Annotated in this window: 19 protein-coding genes; 5 read left to right on the top strand and 14 right to left on the bottom strand. The window is 47.2% G+C overall.

Annotation, left to right across the window (positions count from 1 at the left end):
• Window positions 1-389: 389 nt before the first annotated feature.
• The 3 genes from BLQ32_RS18925 to BLQ32_RS18915 are packed head-to-tail and all read right to left on the bottom strand — an operon-like array spanning window position 390 to window position 3,703.
• The gene (locus BLQ32_RS18925; RefSeq protein WP_074511746.1) at window positions 390-1,490 is read right to left on the bottom strand and encodes an ABC transporter permease; all 1,101 of its coding nucleotides are present in this window, start codon (window positions 1,488-1,490) and stop codon (window positions 390-392) included.
• Window positions 1,491-1,492: 2 nt separating this feature from the next.
• Complete coding sequence (locus BLQ32_RS18920) at window positions 1,493-2,758, bottom strand: ABC transporter permease (protein ID WP_074511744.1); 1,266 nt, start codon at window positions 2,756-2,758, stop codon at window positions 1,493-1,495.
• Between the two features lie 12 nt (window positions 2,759-2,770).
• Window positions 2,771-3,703, bottom strand: coding sequence for an ABC transporter ATP-binding protein (locus BLQ32_RS18915; RefSeq protein WP_074511742.1), 933 nt, complete (start codon window positions 3,701-3,703; stop codon window positions 2,771-2,773).
• Window positions 3,704-3,950: 247 nt separating this feature from the next.
• On the opposite strand from BLQ32_RS18915, the gene pxpB reads away from it, so the two are divergent.
• The 4 genes from pxpB to BLQ32_RS18890 are packed head-to-tail and all read left to right on the top strand — an operon-like array spanning window position 3,951 to window position 7,592.
• On the top strand, window positions 3,951-4,649 hold the full coding sequence (gene pxpB, locus BLQ32_RS18905; protein ID WP_074511738.1) for a 5-oxoprolinase subunit PxpB: 699 nt from the start codon (window positions 3,951-3,953) through the stop codon (window positions 4,647-4,649).
• On the top strand, window positions 4,633-5,613 hold the full coding sequence (locus tag BLQ32_RS18900) for a 5-oxoprolinase subunit C family protein (RefSeq protein ID WP_074511736.1): 981 nt from the start codon (window positions 4,633-4,635) through the stop codon (window positions 5,611-5,613). The genes pxpB and BLQ32_RS18900 overlap by 17 nt, the downstream gene beginning before the upstream one ends.
• Entirely contained in the window at window positions 5,610-6,380 is a 771-nt protein-coding gene (locus BLQ32_RS18895; RefSeq protein ID WP_074511735.1) for a LamB/YcsF family protein, read from the top strand. The genes BLQ32_RS18900 and BLQ32_RS18895 overlap by 4 nt, the downstream gene beginning before the upstream one ends.
• Window positions 6,381-6,404: 24 nt before the next feature.
• The gene (locus tag BLQ32_RS18890; protein WP_074511733.1) at window positions 6,405-7,592 is read left to right on the top strand and encodes an NRAMP family divalent metal transporter; all 1,188 of its coding nucleotides are present in this window, start codon (window positions 6,405-6,407) and stop codon (window positions 7,590-7,592) included.
• Window positions 7,593-7,628: 36 nt separating this feature from the next.
• On the opposite strand, the gene BLQ32_RS18885 is transcribed toward BLQ32_RS18890, so the two are convergent.
• From BLQ32_RS18885 to BLQ32_RS18840, 10 genes are all read right to left on the bottom strand, one after another.
• Entirely contained in the window at window positions 7,629-7,865 is a 237-nt protein-coding gene (locus tag BLQ32_RS18885; protein WP_036802692.1) for a hypothetical protein, read from the bottom strand.
• A 36-nt stretch (window positions 7,866-7,901) separates the two neighbouring features.
• Complete coding sequence (locus BLQ32_RS18880) at window positions 7,902-8,534, bottom strand: NUDIX hydrolase (protein ID WP_074511731.1); 633 nt, start codon at window positions 8,532-8,534, stop codon at window positions 7,902-7,904.
• 92 nt (window positions 8,535-8,626) lie between these two features.
• Window positions 8,627-9,385 (bottom strand): amino acid ABC transporter ATP-binding protein, encoded by a 759-nt coding sequence (locus BLQ32_RS18875; RefSeq protein WP_074511748.1) that lies wholly within the window; start codon window positions 9,383-9,385, stop codon window positions 8,627-8,629.
• A gap of 23 nt (window positions 9,386-9,408) precedes the next feature.
• Entirely contained in the window at window positions 9,409-10,065 is a 657-nt protein-coding gene (locus BLQ32_RS18870; RefSeq protein ID WP_036802689.1) for an amino acid ABC transporter permease, read from the bottom strand.
• A gap of 40 nt (window positions 10,066-10,105) precedes the next feature.
• The gene (locus BLQ32_RS18865) at window positions 10,106-11,260 is read right to left on the bottom strand and encodes a saccharopine dehydrogenase family protein (RefSeq protein WP_036802688.1); all 1,155 of its coding nucleotides are present in this window, start codon (window positions 11,258-11,260) and stop codon (window positions 10,106-10,108) included.
• A gap of 88 nt (window positions 11,261-11,348) precedes the next feature.
• Window positions 11,349-12,170 carry a transporter substrate-binding domain-containing protein gene (locus tag BLQ32_RS18860; protein ID WP_036802686.1) on the bottom strand — a complete coding sequence of 274 codons (822 nt, stop codon included), beginning with the start codon at window positions 12,168-12,170 and terminating at the stop codon, window positions 11,349-11,351.
• A gap of 427 nt (window positions 12,171-12,597) precedes the next feature.
• Window positions 12,598-13,617: an ABC transporter ATP-binding protein gene (locus BLQ32_RS18855; RefSeq protein ID WP_074511729.1), complete on the bottom strand. Its 1,020-nt coding sequence runs from the start codon at window positions 13,615-13,617 to the stop codon at window positions 12,598-12,600.
• 13 nt (window positions 13,618-13,630) lie between these two features.
• Window positions 13,631-14,689 carry an oligopeptide ABC transporter permease gene (opp3C, locus tag BLQ32_RS18850; protein ID WP_074511728.1) on the bottom strand — a complete coding sequence of 353 codons (1,059 nt, stop codon included), beginning with the start codon at window positions 14,687-14,689 and terminating at the stop codon, window positions 13,631-13,633.
• Window positions 14,686-15,615, bottom strand: a complete 930-nt coding sequence (locus tag BLQ32_RS18845; RefSeq protein WP_074511726.1) for an ABC transporter permease — start codon at window positions 15,613-15,615, stop codon at window positions 14,686-14,688. The genes opp3C and BLQ32_RS18845 overlap by 4 nt, the downstream gene beginning before the upstream one ends.
• A 104-nt stretch (window positions 15,616-15,719) precedes the next feature.
• Window positions 15,720-17,372: a peptide ABC transporter substrate-binding protein gene (locus BLQ32_RS18840; RefSeq protein WP_074511724.1), complete on the bottom strand. Its 1,653-nt coding sequence runs from the start codon at window positions 17,370-17,372 to the stop codon at window positions 15,720-15,722.
• Between the two features lie 138 nt (window positions 17,373-17,510).
• On the opposite strand from BLQ32_RS18840, the gene BLQ32_RS18835 reads away from it, so the two are divergent.
• A complete protein-coding gene (locus tag BLQ32_RS18835; protein ID WP_074511722.1) occupies window positions 17,511-17,879 on the top strand; it encodes a DUF3899 domain-containing protein in 369 nt (122 codons plus the stop codon).
• Window positions 17,880-18,307: 428 nt separating this feature from the next.
• On the opposite strand, the gene BLQ32_RS18830 is transcribed toward BLQ32_RS18835, so the two are convergent.
• Window positions 18,308-19,402: a GGDEF domain-containing protein gene (locus BLQ32_RS18830; protein ID WP_074511720.1), complete on the bottom strand. Its 1,095-nt coding sequence runs from the start codon at window positions 19,400-19,402 to the stop codon at window positions 18,308-18,310.
• Window positions 19,403-19,561 lie beyond the last annotated feature (159 nt).

The following is a 19,561-nucleotide window of genomic DNA, read 5'->3' as shown; positions in this document are numbered from 1 at the left end:
TGACTTCTGGTTGTTCAGCTGCCCATCACTGGGCAGGTTACCAAGGGTACTTGGCGTTTCAACCAGACCTCCCCGGGTAAGAACGCAATCTTTCCCTCCACCTATCTGCTTCATTTACTGCATGCGACCTTCGGCAGAAAGGGCTTTGCCTTGTTCAGCAGACTCACCCAATCGCACATAGCCTTGTATGAAGTTCGTGTTCCTCAGACCGGAGGTTTGCCGCCCGCTTCCTTCAGATTCCACGTCGCCGTGGACACCCTTGCGCTTGGCTAACGGTTACTTCTGCCTTCACCGTTCGGGACTTGCACCCTATAGATTACGCCCATGCCGGGCACACTGAGAAAAAGCTGCCCATATACAGGGCAGCTTTTTCAATGATTTCTGTTTAATTAAGTACGCCGTTCCATCAAACTGATGCCGATTCCCATGCAGACCACGCCGAACAGCAGCAAAAATGAAATTGGTTCACTGAGTTCCTGCCAGCTGCGGTTGTATAGCGCGACGCCTTTTAACGCATCAAGGCCATAAGTGATGGGCAAAATCTTAGAGATGGCCAGCAGCATTCCATTGTTGACCAGTTCAATCGGCCAAAAAGCGCCGCCGATCATCGCCATGCCGGTTGCCATAATCGGGATTACCGCTTTCAGCTGCGGGGGACGGCTGAGCAGGCTTGTAACGAGCAGCCCCAATGCCACAATTGCAAAAGTGTAGCATGCAGCAATCAATAAAACCGCCCCGAACCGGGCGCCGATATCAAAACGAAAGATGTATTTGAATAACACAAAAATCAGGACAATCTGGAAATAGCCGATGGCAAAGCTATAAGCGAGATGGCCCAAGTAAATCGCCCATTTCCCGACCGGAGACAAAATCAATCGGTTCCACGTGCCTTGCTTTTTTTCTTCAACGATTTTCACTAAGCTGAACATGATGGTGTATACCGAGAAGAAAAGGGTCATCCCAAAAAGCATCTGCAATCGATTATCATATTGAAATTCTTCTTTGCCATCTAAAGTGGACGTGACAACTTGGAGTGCCGGCTCTTTCATCGCGGCCGCTGCTCGGGTGCGGATATCGCTGCCAGGAACTTGCTGTTCCACTTGCCCGAGCCGCATCTCCTCTTGGTACTTCCGTTTCAAAAATGCCTCTAGAGCAAAGCGGCTCACATCATCTGCCGCCAGCAAAATCCGGTAATCCCCGTCCATGAGGCGAAGCCCTAGCGGCGCATCACCGGCTGAAACCGCTTCGCGCACTTGTTTTTCCCTCATTAACTGGAACTCAAATTCTTCTGTTTCATTCAGCGAAGCCAGCCATTCTTCCGCTGCCGCTTCCCCCAGCGAATCATCTGCGTAAGCAAGGATTGGCGGGCGCTCCGCCGGGTCATTGCCGGAGAGCAAAGCCACAAAGACAACGGTCATGACAAGAAACGATAAAATCATCGCGGGGGCCCGGCGAAATCTTTGCCATTGCAGTAAAAAGACAGAGATCATCGTTAAGCCTCCCCCTTTCCGGGAAAAATCAGCAGACTTAAAATAAGCAGCGCAATGGCCACCAGCAAAACATGGCTAAGCGGTTCCCACAGCAGGCCGATTTCCTGGGTCTGTGCCCAGATGAGAAACGCTTGTAAGGAAGCGCCATTCGGCGTCCAGCCCCCAAGCTGCTGTATAAAAACAGGCAAGTTGTCTGTTGGGGTAAAGCTGCCGCCAAGAAAGGCAAATATCGTCACCACAATGCCGGAAAAGACTGTTGTAATGGTGTCATTATTAAAACGCATCATCAACGAAGTTAAGAAAGCAGCCAATGCCCCGACGCAGACGGCCAAACTGGCAGCAATCAACAGCATGCCCGGCCAGAATGACAAATCCGTCAATTCGAATGCCCGAAAAATCAGTGAAGAAAAGAAAAATAAAATCAAAAACTGGCATAACGCAATAACTGCGGCAGAAATCGCCTTTCCAGTTAAATAAATGAATGAATGATGGTTCGACAGCAAAATCCGTTGGAAGACAAATTGCTTTTTCTCCATATAGGCCATGGATGAGATGATGCCGCTAACAAATAAGGCAAACATCACCGCCATGCCAATCGTGTAGTATTGAAAGGAAGAAATTGGTTCTGCTGCTGAAATGCTTTCGACGCCCCCGAATTGCGGCTGTGTTTCTTCCGCTCCCGCTTCTACACCTATTCGGAAAATGGCGCTTTCAAAATTCAGTGACCGGACTATTTCATCCAAAATGCTCTGGAATACTTCCGCCTGAGTCGCTGCCTGATCCGAAATCATCAATTGAAGCTCGCTTCCGTCGCCTGCATCCAGCAGCATTTTCTGCAGCGTTTGGAAAGTGAAATCCTCCGGTATGGTGAGGGTTGCCACTATTTCTTCCTGTTCAAGCGCACGTTTCGCTGCTGCAGCATCCATTTCATGAACCTTCACCAAACTGCTGAGGCTTTCGCCTTTTAAAATCTCCTGCAGCAAAGTGGCAGGGCTCGTTGCTTCAGCCGCTTCCCTCAACCGCCTCTTTTCGGCTGCAGGCATTTCCGACTTTTCAAGCGCTTCCGCAAACCGGGTGAGCCCCTGCTGTTCATCATCCTCTTGGACAATCGCGACTTCCATCGATAATGCTTCTGAATTTCCGCTAAGCAATCCGCTCAAGGCAAAACCCAAAATCGCAATTAAAAGGAAAGGCATCGCCAGAAGTACAGCCAGTTCAGTCCGGTTGCGCACTAAAACCAGAATGTCTTTCTTCAAAAAGGCATACATGGGTCCACCTCCTCAATCTCTCAGTTTCCGGCCTGTCAGATGGAGGAACACATCTTCCAAACTAGGCGTCTGGACGTTGACGTTCACGATTTGAACCCGGTGGCGTTCCGATGCTTGAAAAATCTTCCCCAGCACACGGCTTCCTTTTGGAAGAATCAATTTGATGCCTTGCTCTGTTTCAAATGCCTTCCTGGTTCCATCAAAAGATTTCAGTTCTTGAAAGAATGCTTCATTCGGACGGTTCAATTCAATCCAAATCGTTTCTTCATTGGAAAGAATATTTTTCAATTCCTCTTTTGTGCCGCTGGCGATGATTTTTCCATGGTCCATGATGTAAACCCGGTCACAGAGGCGTTCCACTTCTTCCATGTAGTGGCTGGTGTACAACACCGTCAACCCTTTTTCCCGATTGAGGCGGCGCACCATCTCCAGAATGTGGCTGCGCGACTGCGGATCGATTCCGACCGTCGGCTCATCCATGATAATGATTTCAGGTTCGTGCATCATAGCAGCAGCAATATTGATGCGCCGCTTCATGCCGCCCGAATAGGTTTTGACAACCTCTTTCTGGCGCTCCGCCAGTCCAACCAATTCCAGTGATTGCTGAATGGCGGATTCTAACGCTTTTCCGGAAAGGCCGTAAATTCTGCCAAAGAACTTCAAGTTTTCGTAAGCAGTCAATTCCGGATATAAAGCGATTTCCTGCGGCACTATGCCCAGAACCCGCCTCATCTCACTTGGATTTTGAATAACACTTTTTCCGTTTAACCGCACATCTCCAGACGTTGGTTTCAACAAGGTTGAAATCATGGAAATCGTTGTGGATTTCCCCGCTCCATTCGGGCCAAGCAAACCGACCGCCTCGCCTTTATCCAGGTACAGGCTAGCCCCTTCCACAGCGACTTTTCCTTTGAATACTTTTTTCAACTCTTCCGTTTCAAGCATGGCCTTCCTCCTTCCGCTTTCCAGACATTTCTCCCATTTCCACTTTGGCTTCTTTGATGGTTTCTATACTACGGGATTGAAAACCGAATATCACCTCTTTCGCTGTGCAAACAGATCGCTTCCGCTCCAATATGTGTGGTTTATTTTCAAAAAATCCCTTCCACCTTGTCTGTAAACCTTTCACCTCTTCCTATAAAACCTTATACTAAACGAAGTAGTTAGAATAATCTGAGGATGAGGTGATTACATGCCCTATACATTTTCTCCTCTTGGCGAAGGGGCAATCGTCATTGAAGCCGGAACAGAAATCACTGACGACACGCAAAAAAGGATCCAGGCCATTGCGGCTTTGCTCGAAGCGCAACCGCCTGCCTGGATGGTGGAATTCATCCCGGCGTTTACAACCGTAACCGTTTTTTACAATCCACTAGGCGCTTTGTATGAGTCCGTCAAATCCGACCTTGAAACATTGCTGCCGCATGCCGAAGAAACCGCATCTTCCCTTTCGCGGACAGTGGAGATCCCTGTCTGCTACGGCGGCGAGTTTGGCCCGGACCTCGATTTTGTGGCTGAACACAACGGATTGACACCGGAACAAGTAATCGATATCCACACTTCCGGCACTTATTCGGTTTCCATGATTGGTTTTGCTCCCGGTTTTCCATTCATCAGCGGCATGTCTGAGAAAATCGCAGCGCCGCGGCGTGATTCTCCAAGGCTGCGTATTCCCGAACGAACCGTCGGCATTGCCGGCAAACAGACAGGCGTCTATCCAATTGAAACGCCTGGTGGCTGGCAGTTGATCGGCCGCACGCCGATCCGGCTGTTTCGCCCGGAACAAGAAATTCCAAGCTTGCTGCGGGCTGGCGACAAAATTGCCTTCCGGCGAATATCAGAAAAAGAATACCGCGCATGGAAGGAGGAAGAGCATGCTGAAAATTATTAAAAGCGGCCTCCAGACCACCGTGCAGGACCTGGGCCGTTTTGGTTTTCAAAAATACGGCGTCATTGCAAGCGGAGCGATGGACCCTTTTGCACACCGAATAGCAAATTTGCTGGTCGGCAACGGAGAAAATGCTGCCACATTTGAAATAACGATGACGGGCCCAACCATCCAGTTTCAGCAAGATGCATTCATTGCGCTTTGTGGTGGAGACTTGTCTCCACAAATCGATGGAACCGACATGAAAATGTGGCGGCCGGCCTTTGTCAAAGAAGGCAGTGTCCTGAAATTCGGCGCCCCCCGTTCAGGGTGCCGAGCCTATTTGGCAGTCGCAGGAGGAATAGACGTTCCAGAGCTGATGAACAGCAAATCCACTTACTTGCGCGCTGGAATCGGTGGTTTTCACGGGCGGGCGCTGCAAGCGGGCGATATCGTCCCGGTCAACCCTATTCCGCCGCAGCTTGCCGCTTCTTTGCTTCATGCCACCGGCAATGGCGTGGAATGGAAAACTGCTGCTCCGCGTTATTCCAGTGAACCGGTTGTCCGGATGATGAAAGGCCGCCAGTTTGAATTGTTTAACCGCGACAGCCGGAGCTATATTTTCAGTGAAGCTTTTGCGGTTTCTTCCCATTCCGACCGCATGGGCTACCGGTTAGAAGGGATACGGCTCGCACTCGAAGAACCAAAAGAACTGATTTCAGAAGCGGTGTCCTTTGGGTCGATTCAAGTGCCTTCTGACGGCAATCCCATTATCCTTTTGGCAGACCGCCAGACTACCGGCGGCTATCCGAAGATTGGCCAAGTGGCTGCTGTCGATTTGCCGCTTGTCAGCCAGTTAAAGCCCGGTGAAAAGATCCGCTTCAAAGAAATTTCTGTAGCAGAAGCACAGCAGCTTTATCTGGATCAAGAAACGCAAATCCGCCAATTAAAAGTGGGCATCAATTTAAAAAGGGAGGCAGGAAAATGACGTTCAAAGTGGATTTGAATTGTGATATGGGAGAAAGTTTCGGAGCTTATCAATTAGGAAACGACGCAGAAATTCTTGATTTTGTAACTTCCGCTAACATTGCCTGCGGCTTTCACGCCGGAGACCCGGCAACGATGCGGAAAACGGTGGCCTTGGCGCTTGAGAAAAATGTAGGGATCGGCGCCCACCCAGGCCTTCAGGATTTGGTCGGTTTCGGCCGCCGCAATATGGCGATTTCCCCTCAGGAAGCTTATGACCTGACAGTCTATCAAATCGGTGCTTTGTCTGGCTTTGTCCAGGCGGAAGGCGGCCGTTTGCAGCATGTCAAAGCCCATGGCGCACTCTACAACATGGCCGCAAAAGATGCCGCTTTGTCTGAAGCAATTGCCGAAGCGGTGTATAAAGTCAATCCTGAATTGATCCTATTCGGCTTGTCCGGCAGCGAGTTGATGAAAGCCGGCGAAAAAATCGGACTGCGCACAGCCAATGAAGTTTTCTCGGACCGAACCTACCAGCAAGACGGCACATTGACGCCTCGCACGCATTCCAATGCCCTTATTACCGATCCGGATACCGCAATCAGCCAGGTCATCCGCATGGTGCAGGAAAACAAAGTGCACACCGTACAAAATCAGGACATTGCAATTAAAGCCGAAACCATCTGCATACACGGTGACGGCATAACGGCGCTGGAATTTGCAGCAGCCATTTCCAAATCACTAAAAGAAGCGGAAATTGAGATCACAAAAGTGGAGGAATTTATGTAAAACAATAAAAGGGAGGGAAAACACATGAAGAATACGAACCGCAGCATCTTGCTTGGCGCCGCCTTCTTGATGGCAACTTCCGCCATCGGACCGGGCTTTCTGACGCAGACCACCGTTTTCACGGAACAATTGCTGGCATCATTCGGTTTTGTCATCCTCATCTCCATCATTATTGACATTGGCGCTCAGACGAATATTTGGCGCATCATTGCCGTCTCCGGAAAACGGGCTCAGGACATTGCCAATGACGTTCTTCCGGGGCTTGGGTACTTGCTGGCCATTCTGGTGGTTATGGGTGGCCTTGCTTTCAATATCGGCAATATTGCCGGAGCAGGACTTGGAATCAATGTCTTGTTCGGGATTGACCCTAAAGTTGGGGCATTGGTAAGCGGCCTGATAGCGGTCGGCATCTTCGTGATTAAAGAAGCCGGCAAAGCGATGGACCGCTTTGCGCAGATTCTTGGTTTTGTCATGATCGGTTTAACCCTTTACGTCATGTTCACTGCACAGCCTCCAGTAGGCGAAGCCGTCGTTAAAACATTTGCTCCGGATACGATCGATATCTTTGCCATCGTTACGCTGGTGGGCGGCACTGTCGGCGGATACATCACGTTTGCCGGCGGGCACCGGCTCATCGATGCCGGGTTGACCGGCAAAGCAGCGGTGCCGCAAGTTACCCGCAGTTCCATCTATGCCATCGGGATTGCCTCCCTTATGCGCATCATTCTCTTCCTGGCCGTGTTAGGGGTCGTATCGCAAGGGCTTTCCTTGGACCCAGCCAATCCGCCGGCATCCGTTTTCCAGTTGGCTGCCGGAAATATCGGCTACAAGATTTTCGGTGTTGTCATGTGGGCCGCAGCCATCACTTCGGTAGTCGGAGCAGCTTACACTTCCGTATCTTTTATCCGGACCTTCAGTCCGTTTCTCGACAGAAACAACCGCTGGCTGGTCATTACCTTTATCGTTATTTCCACAACGGTCTTTGTCATAGTCGGCCAGCCCGTGCTGATTCTTGTCCTGGTCGGTTCCTTGAACGGCTTGATCCTGCCGATTGCACTCGGCGTTATGCTCGTTGCTGCACATAAAGCAAAAATTGTCGGCGACTACAAACACCCGCTTTGGATGACCATTTTCGGTATTATCATCGTCATCGCGATGGCTTGGATGGGCATTTATACTTTGTCGAACGGCATTCCTCAATTGTTCAAATAACAGCAAAAGACGCTGGGTGCATTGTGCCCCAGCGTCTTACTTTCCCGTTTTTTCATTGCCATGCTTGAAATGGCCGGTCGCTTTCGCCAACACCAATTGGAGGTCTTTGGCGGTTTCCACTTGCTGCAGGCGGCCAATCAGCTTGTCCGCTTCTTTCCCTTTAACGCTTTTGATTTCTTTGCCTCTGTACGAAATAAAAACTGTAAGATTCTTGCTGATTTTGTAGGTGAAAGGTTCTTCGTCCAACCGGTTGCGTTTATCAATATTGCTCATGTTCAGCCTCCTTGATTTCGGCCTTTTCTGGACAATTCACGCTTTCTCAAGCACTTGCTGTATGCGAACTGCTACTTGTTCCAAGTAATTTTGACTATGCGGCACCAAGTCGCTTTTCCTGATCGTCTTAGCAAACGGTTCTGCGGTTCCGTCATCTGCCATTTTAAACCCTTCTACAGCCGCCTGCGCCCTTTTTCCCGTACACAATTCTGAGAAAGCCTGAAAGTCAGCCGACACCATCCCCGCCACTTCTTCTTTTTGCAACTCGAACCTTAGGTCAGAGTTTTCTTTTGCAAGGTATAAGAAATTATGACAATGCTCATTGTCGATAAATCCTTCTTGGTGAATCTGGTCTTTGATAACGCCAAGCGGTATAAGGTCTTCAAACTTTACAGCAATCCCCAGCTCTTCTTGCACTTCCCGGACACCGTCTTCTGCCGTTTCGTTTACCAGCAAATGTCCCGCGGCGGTAATGTCGAGCAGGTTTGGGAAATCCTTTTTAGTACTGCTCCGCAATTGCAGATGAATCCAATCTTTTCCGTCATTCTGGCTGATGAACCAGCAATGGAAAGTCTGATGCCAATATCCTTGTCTGTGCACATCTTCGCGCGCGGCCATTCCAAGATATTGATTACTCTCCGTGTAAATATTAATCTTTTCCGCTTCCATTCAATCCCCCCTTTATATCCTTGTTTTTATTGTACCCAAAAAGCAGCCGGCCAATGATGATTCGCCGGCTGCTAGAAACTGTGTTTTTTCTTTTACTCCGTGACAACTGCCTCCACTTTATAAAGAAATTGTTTTGTTCTTTCTTCTTTTGGATTAAGAAAAATGTCTTTTGACGTCCCTTGTTCCACGATAATTCCTTCATCCATAAAAACGACACGGTCTGCCACTTCTTTCGCAAAGTTCATTTCGTGTGTGACAATAACCATCGTCATGCCTTCTTCTGCCAGGCTTTTGATGACCAGCAGCACTTCGCGTACAAGTTCCGGATCGAGTGCTGAAGTCGGCTCATCAAAAAGCATGACGAGCGGATTTAAGGCAAGCGACCTGGCAATTGCGACACGCTGCTGTTGCCCACCTGACAGTTGGGCCGGAAAATGATCGCAGCGGTCGCCTAGCCCTACTTTGACGAGCAAAGCTTCAGCGATCGTTCTCGCTTCTTCCGTTTTTGTCCCGTGAATGGCAATAGGGCCTTCCATGACATTTTCAATAGCGGTTTTATGGGGAAATAAATTGAACGACTGAAAAACAAAGCCGGTTTTTTTCCTTAACTCCCGTATCACTTTTTTACGATGGCGATCAATTTTACCGCCTGCATGCACTTGGTATTCCCCAATTTGAATGATGCCATCGGTTGGCTCTTCCAAGAAATTCAAGCAGCGCAGCAAGGTGGATTTTCCGGAACCACTGGGGCCCATGATGACCACAACTTCGCTTTTATCGATTGTCAAATCGATGCCTTTTAATACTTCGTTGTCGCCAAAGGCTTTTTTTAGATGTTCGATTTGAATCATTGTCATAGCCATCTCCTAACTTTTCAGCGGACTAAGTATTTGGAACTCTGCACTTCCAGCTTATCCAGCAGCTTGGTGAAGAATGATATCAAAATCCAATAAATCGCAGCGGCCACCAAATAAATGGTCAGCGGTTCAAACGTTTTCGCAATGATCAAACTCGACATTTGCAGCAATTCCGTGACGGTGATGACCGAAACGAGTGAAGTGTCTTTGATCAACACAATAAAAGAATTGGATAAAGTCGGAATGGCGATCCGTAAGCTTTGCGGCAAAATGATCCGCTTTAGCGCCTGGGGATAGGTCATGCCCATCGACATCGACGCTTCCATTTGCCCGTTATCGACTGCCAGAATGGAAGCACGGAAGGATTCTGAAAGATAGGCTCCCGCATTTAAGCTCAAGGCCAGCACGCCTGAAGAAATGGGGTCCAAAGAAATACCGATTTGCGGCAAGCCGTAATAAATGACGAAAATCTGAACTAAAAGCGGCGTTCCCCGCATGAGAGAAACATACGTATTGGCAATTTCATTTAACACTTTTACTTTCAGGATACGGATGATAGCTGTAAAAAATCCAATGACCAAGGCAATCAGGATCGATATTGCTGCTAAGAAAATCGTCATCAATGTTGCTTTCAGCAAGGACGGCAATGAGTCAATTATAATGGTAACGTCCATATGTTCTCCTTTCAGACAAGTGCTATGCTTGTTCTTCCATTTATTCGAAAATTTCTTCCGTGTATTCAAGATCAAGGCCTAAACGTTTCAGCTCTGCCATAAACGGTTGGAACCGATCCCGGATAATTAAACTTTCGATTGGAACAACGCCTGTCTCGGTTATTTGTTTTGTAGCAATTAGTTTCGCGATAAGCAGTGCCGGTAGAGCTGTTGTTTTAGCCATCGAGGTAATATTCCGTTCATCGTCATACAAATCCACCATTTCCCATCGATGCTTTGTGCGGGCTCCATCTTTTGTGCCCGACACTTCGACCCTCAGAACAGTAATGTCCTTATGCGAGTCCCCTTTCATTTTTGTTGCCAGCACCTTTTCTGCAAAAGCGCGCGGAGTAATGGAAATTCCTTGGACTGCGACCGGGATGTCGTCGAGAAAGCCAAGTTCGCCGATCACTTTCATTTTTTCCCAATGCCCGGGATAGCGCACTGTTTTTTCATATAAATTCTTTACTTTTCCTTTTAATATGAAAGCGGTGCTATGAGCATCGGTTATAACCGTTTCGCAAAGCCCGACCGGCTCAGGAAAAGTGATTTCCTGCAAATTCGACAGAGGCGCCAATTCGACAATTTCTCCGTCTTGAATAGCAATAGCCGGCTTTGTATACAGCCGCAATAAACTTTCAAGGCGGTACACCACTTGATACCAAAGAGGCGGAATCGGATGCCTCGGGATTCCGCCGCATGTCATAATTGCTTCATCCGCTTCATCGAGAAGATCAATGCCTTGCGCCGCTAAAAAATTAGTTATTCCCGGAGCCACCCCGCACCCCGGCACAATGATAACTCCTGCCTTCTTTGCCTGCTCATCTAACTCCATTTTTTCCCTGAATTGCGAACCGACTAAATCCACCAAATGGCAGTGAGAAGAGATAGCCGCTTTAACGGCAGACAGGCTAAGAGAATGAGGAAGACACGCGACAGCAACGTCAGCGCCAGTTAATACGCGCGCGATGTCTTCTTCCGTTTGGAGAGCAGCTACTTTGCCGATCACTTTTGGATTATTGGCAATGGCCAGGCATTTATCAATGCTCGCTTGGTTCACATCCACCGCAGTAATCCGGTCGATTTCCGGAAATTTCACCATCTCTGTCACAACCGTTGTTCCAATCATTCCTGTACCTAAAACGAAGATATGCAAGGTTCTCCTCCTCCTTCTACATGAGCCTTTCAAAAAAAATGAAAAACAAAGTGATCAAAGACGTTCCTTTGACCACTTTATCCCGCCATTAATTTGCTAATGGCTCTGTTCCAAACCACTTTTTATAAATTTCATTGTAAGTTCCATCTTCTTTCATTTCGCCTAAGGCCACGTTCACTTTTTCGATAAAATCTTCATTGCCTTTATTGACCGCCATGCCGATTTCATCTTTGTTCAAAATATCGCTCGCTATTTTGATTGGAAGGCCTTGTTCTTTGATGTTATAGCTGATGAGCAATTGGTCGTTGATGATTACGTCCAAGCGTTTGTTTGTCAGGTCCTGGATGTAATCGCCGACCGCTTTGTATAACTTCACTTCAGCCCCGTCCACGCTATTGGCAACTTCCTCAAACGTTGTTCCACCGCCGACGCCGACTTTTTTGCCTTTGATATCTTCAAGCTTTGTAATATCGTTTGTATCTTCGCGGGTCACGAGCACTGAACCGGTGATCACGTATGGATCCGTGAAATCGACACTTTTCTTCCGTTCTTCTGTCACTGTCATCTGGCCGATGATGATATCAAATTTATCAGCCTTCAATCCGCCGATCAGCCCATCCCATTTAGTAGCAATAAAATTCACTTTAACGCCAAGGCGCTTCGCAATTTCATTTGAAATATCAACATCAAATCCCTGGTATTCATCATTGTCATCAATGAAATTAAAAGGCGGGTAAGTTCCTTCAAAAGCCACATTCAATTCCTTCGATTCTTCAATCCGGTTAAGGACACCGTCTTTATTGCTTTCTTTTTCCCCCTGCACCGTTTCCTTGGCATCCCCTGAACCACAAGCTGCCAACATACCGATGAGTAGTAAAAGGATGATTGCCCACACTGCATTTCTCTTCATTCTATTTTCCCCCTTCTTTTGTAGAACTGCTTTTCTTTTGACGTGGAAAAATAACGTTCAGCCGATTTGCATGCAAAACAAATCTGTCAACGATTTATCGGAGAACATGGGTAAATGGATTTCTTTGTACGGGGATAGGAGCGAGTAAGTTACTGTAGATGAAGTTTTCAATTTCCTTTTTCTAGCAGGTATTCCCTTCATTATTCATTAATGGTGAGACAAAGTCAATTTAATTTCAGAATTTTTAGAAATTTTTAGTGAATCATACTCGAATAATTTGATGGAAAATAATTTTCTCTACCGACTGTTTGGCTGCTTTTCAACTTTTGAAACTTTTCTTCTGCCATAGAATTTATAGCCATAAAAAAACGGCAGCCAAACTCGGCTTGTCGAGTTTGGCTGCCGTTTTTATTCATTGATTAATCCGTCAATTAACAACTAGCACTTCTTCGGTTTCTGTTTTCGACGCCCGCGGATCCTGCAGCCAGCATGCAGCTGTATGGTGGTCGTTTCCTACAACCGTGTCGCGCGGCGTATAGGTATGGCACACTTTCATCGCATGCGGACAGCGGGCGGCAAATGCACAGCCTTCCCCAAGCGTCGCGAGGTTCGGCGGCGAGCCGGCAATCGGCAGCAGCGGCTGGGAACGGTCTTCGTTCATCTTCGGCATTGATTGCAGCAAGCCTAAAGTATACGGATGCTGCGGATTGTAGAAAATTTCATCCAAAGTGCCTTGTTCCACGATTTTCCCGCCGTACATGACAGCGACCCGGTCCGCCATATTGGCAACGACTCCAAGATCATGGGTAATGAGGATAATCGCAGTATCGGTCTTTTTCTGCAAGTCTTTCATCAAGTCGAGAATTTGCGCTTGGATGGTCACATCCAGCGCCGTTGTCGGCTCATCTGCTATCAACACTTTCGGATTGCAGGCAAGTGCCAATGCGATGACGACACGCTGGCGCATTCCGCCTGAAAACTGATGCGGGTAGTTATCGAGCCGCATTTCTGCCTTTGGAATGCCGACAAGTTTCAACATTTCAAGCGCCCGTTCCCGCGCCTGCGCTTTCGACATGCTTTGATGGCGCTGCAAGCCTTCCATGATCTGTTTGCCGACTTTCATCGTCGGATTCAGTGAAGTCATCGGATCCTGGAACACCATTGAAATCTCCGAACCCCGGATATCCGTTATTTGTTTATTCGATAGTTTCAACAGACTTTTATCGTCGTAAAGAATATCGCCTTTTGTGATTTCCGTCGTGCTTTTTGGCAAAAGGCGCATAATCGACTTTGCCGTCACGGACTTTCCGGAACCGGATTCCCCGACAATCGCCAACGTCTCGCCTTTCTTCAACTCAAAATTCACGCCCCGCACCGCAGTGATTTTGCCGGTTTGGGTCTTAAATGAAACATGCAAGTCTTCAACTTTTAAAACGGTGTTTTTCATGGTGGACCCTCCCCTATTTTTTCATCTTCGGATCTAGTGCATCGCGCAAACCGTCAGCGAGCAAGTTAAAGCAAATCATAATGATGCTGATGACCAGCGCCGGATAAATCAGTTTGTACGGGAAATACCGCATCGATTTGTAGCCATCTTCGATCAGCACTCCGAGAGACGCAAGCGGCGCCTGCAGCCCGAGTCCGATAAAGCTTAAAAACGCTTCAAAGAAAATCGCCGTTGGAATAGTGAACATGACGGTGACGATGACCGGACCCATGACGTTTGGCATCAAATGCTTCCAGATCAAACGGCCGTTTGAAGCGCCGAGCGTCCGGGAAGCAAGGACGAATTCCTGTCCTTTGAGCTGCAGGACTTGCCCGCGCACGACCCGGGCCATCCCGACCCAGCCGGTAATGATCATCGCCAGGATGATGGATCGGATGCCCGGTTCGAGCACCAGGATAAAGAGGATGATGACAATCAAGTTCGGAATCCCCATCAGCACTTCAATGATCCGCTGCATGACGTTATCCACCCGCCCTCCGTAAAACGAAGAAATGCCGCCGTAGATCACCCCGATCACCAAATCGAGCGCAGCTGCCACTAGTGCAATGAATAAGGAAATTTGTGTCCCTTTCCAAACCCGTGTCCAAAGATCACGGCCAAATTCATCGGTGCCGAACCAATAATTCGTCGCCACGTCGCGCTCGGCATATTGGTTCACACCATTCGCATCTATGCCGTCAAAGCCCATCCACTCCAGGCCGGCCACTTTCGGCGGCATATTGGAATGAGCCAAATTCTGTTCGCGGTACGTAAATTCGTTCATGCTTGGCCCGATCAATGCCATGACAATCAGGAGCAGCAACAGCACTAAGGAAATCATGGCCCCTTTGTTTTTCGTTAAACGCTGGAAAGCCTCTTGCCAGAAGGACATAGAAGGCGTCGAAATTTCTTCGCTTTTCTTTTGGTCAAGCGGCGCTTTTACAAACAAGTCGGATGGAATGTCATCCGGGATGTAATCGTTCTGGGTTTGAATATCCCGGTGCACTGGAAGTTTTGCATCAAATTCCTTCATGCGGATTCCCCCTTATAGTTAATGCGGGGATCCAGGAAGCCGTAGATGATATCGACTACAAAGACCACAAAAATGAACAATGCACTGTAGAAAATGGTAATCCCCATGATAACGCTGTAATCCAGCACAAGAATAGACAAAGTAAATTGTTCGCCAAGACCTGGAACTGAGAAGATTTTTTCAATAACCAGTGTTCCGGTCATAATTGAGACCGCAAGCGGTCCAAGCATCGTCACTACTGGAATAAGTGCGTTCCGGACCACGTGTTTGACAATGACCTGATTTTCTTTCATGCCTTTTGCCCGAGCCGTTATGACGTAGTCTTGTCCCAGCACTTCAAGCATTTCGCTTCGGATAAACCGGGCCACCGTCGCAGTAACGGTCACCGACAAAGCAATGGAAGGAAGCAAGGTGCTCGAGTAGCCTTCCCAAAGCGCGACCGGAAGCCATTCCAATTTAACGCCCACGTAGTATTGCAGCAAGGCAGCAAAAACGAAAGACGGAATCGACATGCCAATAACTGCTAGTGCCACCGACCCGTAATCAAAAATCGAATTATGCTTCAAAGCTGAAATGATGCCAAGCACAAGGCCAAGAATGGCACCAATCACTAACGCCTGCAAGCCGATAAAAGCGGATGGCCCGATGCGGGTGCTGATCATGCTGGAAACCGTCCGTCCTTCATGCTGGAAAGAATAGCCCAAATCCCCTTGCACCAAGTTTCCTAAATAACGGATGTATTGAATAGCCACCGGCTGATCCAATCCATACTTTGCATTTAAGACCGTCAATTGCTGGGCCGTCAGTTTTTCCGGATTGGTAAACGGCGTTCCGGGCAACAGCTGCATTAAGAAGAATGTGGCGGTAACAATGATAAAAAGTGTAATCAACATATATCCTATTCGCTGCACGAAATAACGCTTCATGGTAACACCTCAATTCTGTAAGTTGAGAAGCCTTCTGGATGAAAAATACGAGGGCGCCGGTTTCCCGGCTACACCCTCGTATCTATAGCTGTATCAGCTGCAAATTACTCCTCGATCGATGCCCATTTGTAGGAATGGGATGCACCAGTCGGGTGTACGATTAAATCTTTAATTTTCTCTCTCATCAAGATAGAAGTTCCGTCCTGGTAAAGAGGCACGATGGCTGCGTCTTCTTCCAAAAGGATTTTCTCGATATTCAATAGCATTTCATAGCGTTTTGAAAGATCCGTTTCTGTACGTGCCTGTGTTACCAATTCATCCAATTTCGGATTGTGGTAATCCATACGGTTAGCAGATCCGCCTTTTACCCACATATCCAAGTACGTCATTGGGTCGCTATAGTCAGGGCCCCATGAAGACAAGGACAAATCGTAGTCAATGGCTTTTTCAATTTCCAAACGCTGAGCGAACGGAACCGCTTTGATTTCCAATTTAAAGCCTGGCAGGTTGTCTTCTAATTGAGCTTGAAGGTATTCCGCCACTTTTTTATGGTCTTCCGAGTCGGAGATATTGATGGAAACGGCAACATCAGATGCGCCCGTTTCCTTCAAGCCGGCTTCCCAAAGTTTTTGTGCTTCTTCCACTGTTCCTGTATTGAAGTCGCCGTTCAACTCACGGTAGTCTTTTCCTTCAGGTGATTGGAAGAACCCTTTTGGCACTACGCCGTTCAATGCCGTAGAACCGTCTTTCAAGATAACATCCGTCAAACTTTCTTTATCGATTGCCATATTGATCGCCTGGCGGATATTTTTGTTTCCAAGTACCGGATGCGTATGGTTGAAACGCAAGAAAATCATGCTTGGCTCCAAAATCGTGTCAAAGTTTGGATCGTTCTTGAATTGATCAACTGATTCTGAACTCAAATCGATGCGGTCCACTTTATTTGTTTCATACAAGTTAACGCCAGTTGCTGGATCTTTTACGACATACGCATTGATCGTATCCAGCTTAACTGCTTCTGCATCCCAGTAGTCTGCGTTCTTTTCGTATTTCCAGCCTTGGTCATGTGTCCATTCAACCAACTTGAATGGTCCGTTGAAAAGAATGTTTTCTGCTTCGAGTGCATATTGGTCGCCTTGCTCTTCAACAAATTTCTGGTTTTGCGGCAAGAATGTCGGGAAAGTCAAAAGAGATTGCAATAATGGGTTGGCACTTTCCAGTGTCACTTCCAAAGTTTGCTCATCTACAGCTTTTACCCCTAGCTCAGCTGCATCTTTTTCGCCGTTCATAATTGCTTCCGCATTTTTGATGCTTGCTGTAACAAACATGAAGTTATACGGGCTGGCATCTTTCATCACGCGTTTCCATGCATATTCGAAATCCTGTGCAGTGACCGGATCGCCATTGCTCCATTTTGATTCGCGCAATTTGAATGTGTGCACGGTCTGGTCTTCGTTCTCTGTATGTTCTGTTACCAAAGCTTCGATTGGCTGATGGTTCTCATCCTGGCGGTAAAGCCCTTCGTTTACGTTGTTCAACACAGTAAACGCTACGCCGTCATGGGCTTTTGTAGAGTCCAAAGTAGGAATGTCCGCTGTTGCCGAAATATTCAATACCTGGCCTGCTGATTTAGTATCCCCTTCTTTGTCTCCGCTTCCTTCGCTGGAACTTTCAGAAGAATTAAAGTTACATCCGGATAATATTAAAACGAATGCCATAAGAATCATTAAAGCTTGAATTCTAATCTTTCTCCCCATTTTCCCCTACCCCCTATTTTTCTAATAATTCTTTTTAATCATAATAGTTATTCTATGATTAGGCAATAAGATATTTTAATTTTCAAAAACTACAAAGGGGTGGTAATCTTTAGATAACAGAAGAAAGGACTACTATTTATGACATTTAAATCTATTTTGTTTGTGCTATCGCTGTTTGTCTCTTTTCTATTATCTTTCCTGCTGGAAAGCGCTTGGAGCTTGGCTCAATGGCTCGATGCCATTTTTCTGGTCGGCCTGTCTTTGCTGGTCATCGCTTCCATCCTTCTGCTGATTGAAGGCAGATTTTTTGCGGCGTTTATTCAAAGCACTAAAAACTTTTTTGCAAAAATAAATAAACGCGAGCAAATGATTCGGGAAAGTGAAAAAAGGACTGCTGAGCCGGTTGTTTACGCTAAGCATTTCCCATCCCGAAAAGCCTTTTTCCATGTTGGCCTGCTGTTTTTTCTGGTAGGCCTGCTGATGTCCTCAGCGATTTACTTTTTGTAACGCAAAAGCCTTCCGCTTGTTTAAGTGGAAGGCTTTTCAGGCTGTCGAGAAACCTTACTTGAATATGCATTCCGCTTCAGGCGGACGCTTTTCGCGGGGTCTCGACGGCTTCGCTTTCCCGCAGAAGTCGCCGCCTTCCGCTTCATTCTATTTTCTGCTTCTTTATAAGGATCTATGTGAAGAGAAGGAATAAAGTGAAGCACCTTGTGTTTTTTTGCTTTCTCTTGATATGGAGCAAAACAGCGGAGACTCCCGCGGGACAGCGCAGTGCCGAAATCCACTCGGCTGCTAGGCCGAGTTAGTTCGGCGCAAGCCCGCAGGAAAGCGGAGCTGTTTTGCGGAATATCGGAGATATTCTAAGGGGAATTTTTTTCTATATCTTTCTCAACAAGCTGAAAAGCCTTCCGCTTGTTTAAGCGGAAGGCTTTTTAAGATGCTTCGTATATCGTGACCCGGTTTTTCCCGCGTCTTTTCGATTCGTAGAGTGCCTGGTCGGCTTGTTCAATGATTTGTTCCATCGTTTTGTTTTCAGACGAAAAACTTATCCCCATCGAAACGGTCAGTCTGCCTCCCGGCTGCCGCTCTTCTCCCTCGAACTTGTAATCCTCCACTTTTTTACGGAACCGCTCAGCCAAAAAGACCACTTCTTCCGGTTTGGAAACGTTCGTATAACAAATCACAAACTCTTCTCCGCCGTAGCGGGCGACGATGTCTTCTTCCCTTGCACTTTCCAGCAGCAATTGGCCAAGCGTCCGAAGAACTGAATCCCCTTTCTGGTGGCCGTGTGTGTCGTTATAAACTTTAAAATAATCGACGTCGATCATCGAAATCAGCATCGGTGTATTTTCGCTCAGAAGGTCTTCCACTTTGTTTTTGAAAAAGCGAATATTCGGCAAGCGGGTTAGCGAGTCCTGATTCGAATACACTTCAAGTTCTTTCCGCAAAAGAAAACTGCGGTTTTCTTCATTCAAAATCAATGCCATCGCCAGCACCGCAATCACCGCAAAAAAGAACATCGCAATGGTGATCGGTACGGAAACCGGTGTGTTGAGCAGCATCCAGACCGATTTAAGAAGCTCAAATACAAGGAATCCAATCAGCATTCTTTTAAAATCAATGAGCGGAAAAAAGATATCGGTCTTTGGGTGTTTGCGGTGAAAAAAAGCCCCGATGATCACCGGCAGCAAAATGGCTTGGAATATACCAATGACTGCTGTGGGCCCGCCCATAAAAGCACGGTAAATTGCCGGAATAATGGCTGACAGCAGCCCATATTGCCAGCCCCCTACATAACTGACAAAAAACAAAGGCACTTCTCTTAAATCCAGCCGCATGCCCTCATAATTGAACGGATTGTACATAACGGAAAACGTGAGAAAACTGATAAAAAGAGCAGACAGCCCAAGCAGGTAAGAAGGCTTTTTCAGTTCCAGCACCAAAAGCTCTTTCACTTTTAAAGCGAGATACATCAAGGCAATAATCAATGCCATATTTTCCAGAAAGAAAAAAAGAAGCGAATTCATTTTTTATTTAACAACTCCTAGTGGCCGTGTTAATCCATATTCTATCAATCAAAGTAAAATAATTACAGATTTATTTTACTCGTTTCTTTTGCGCTTAGCGAGCCGGCTGGCTTTGCCATGCTTTTAGCAGACGGACGAAAGCAGAAAACCCTGCAAATT

The sequence above is a fragment of the Planococcus glaciei genome, assembly GCF_900099655.1.
Lineage (GTDB): Bacteria > Bacillota > Bacilli > Bacillales_A > Planococcaceae > Planococcus > Planococcus glaciei.
This window is presented reverse-complemented; position numbering and strand designations above follow the sequence as displayed.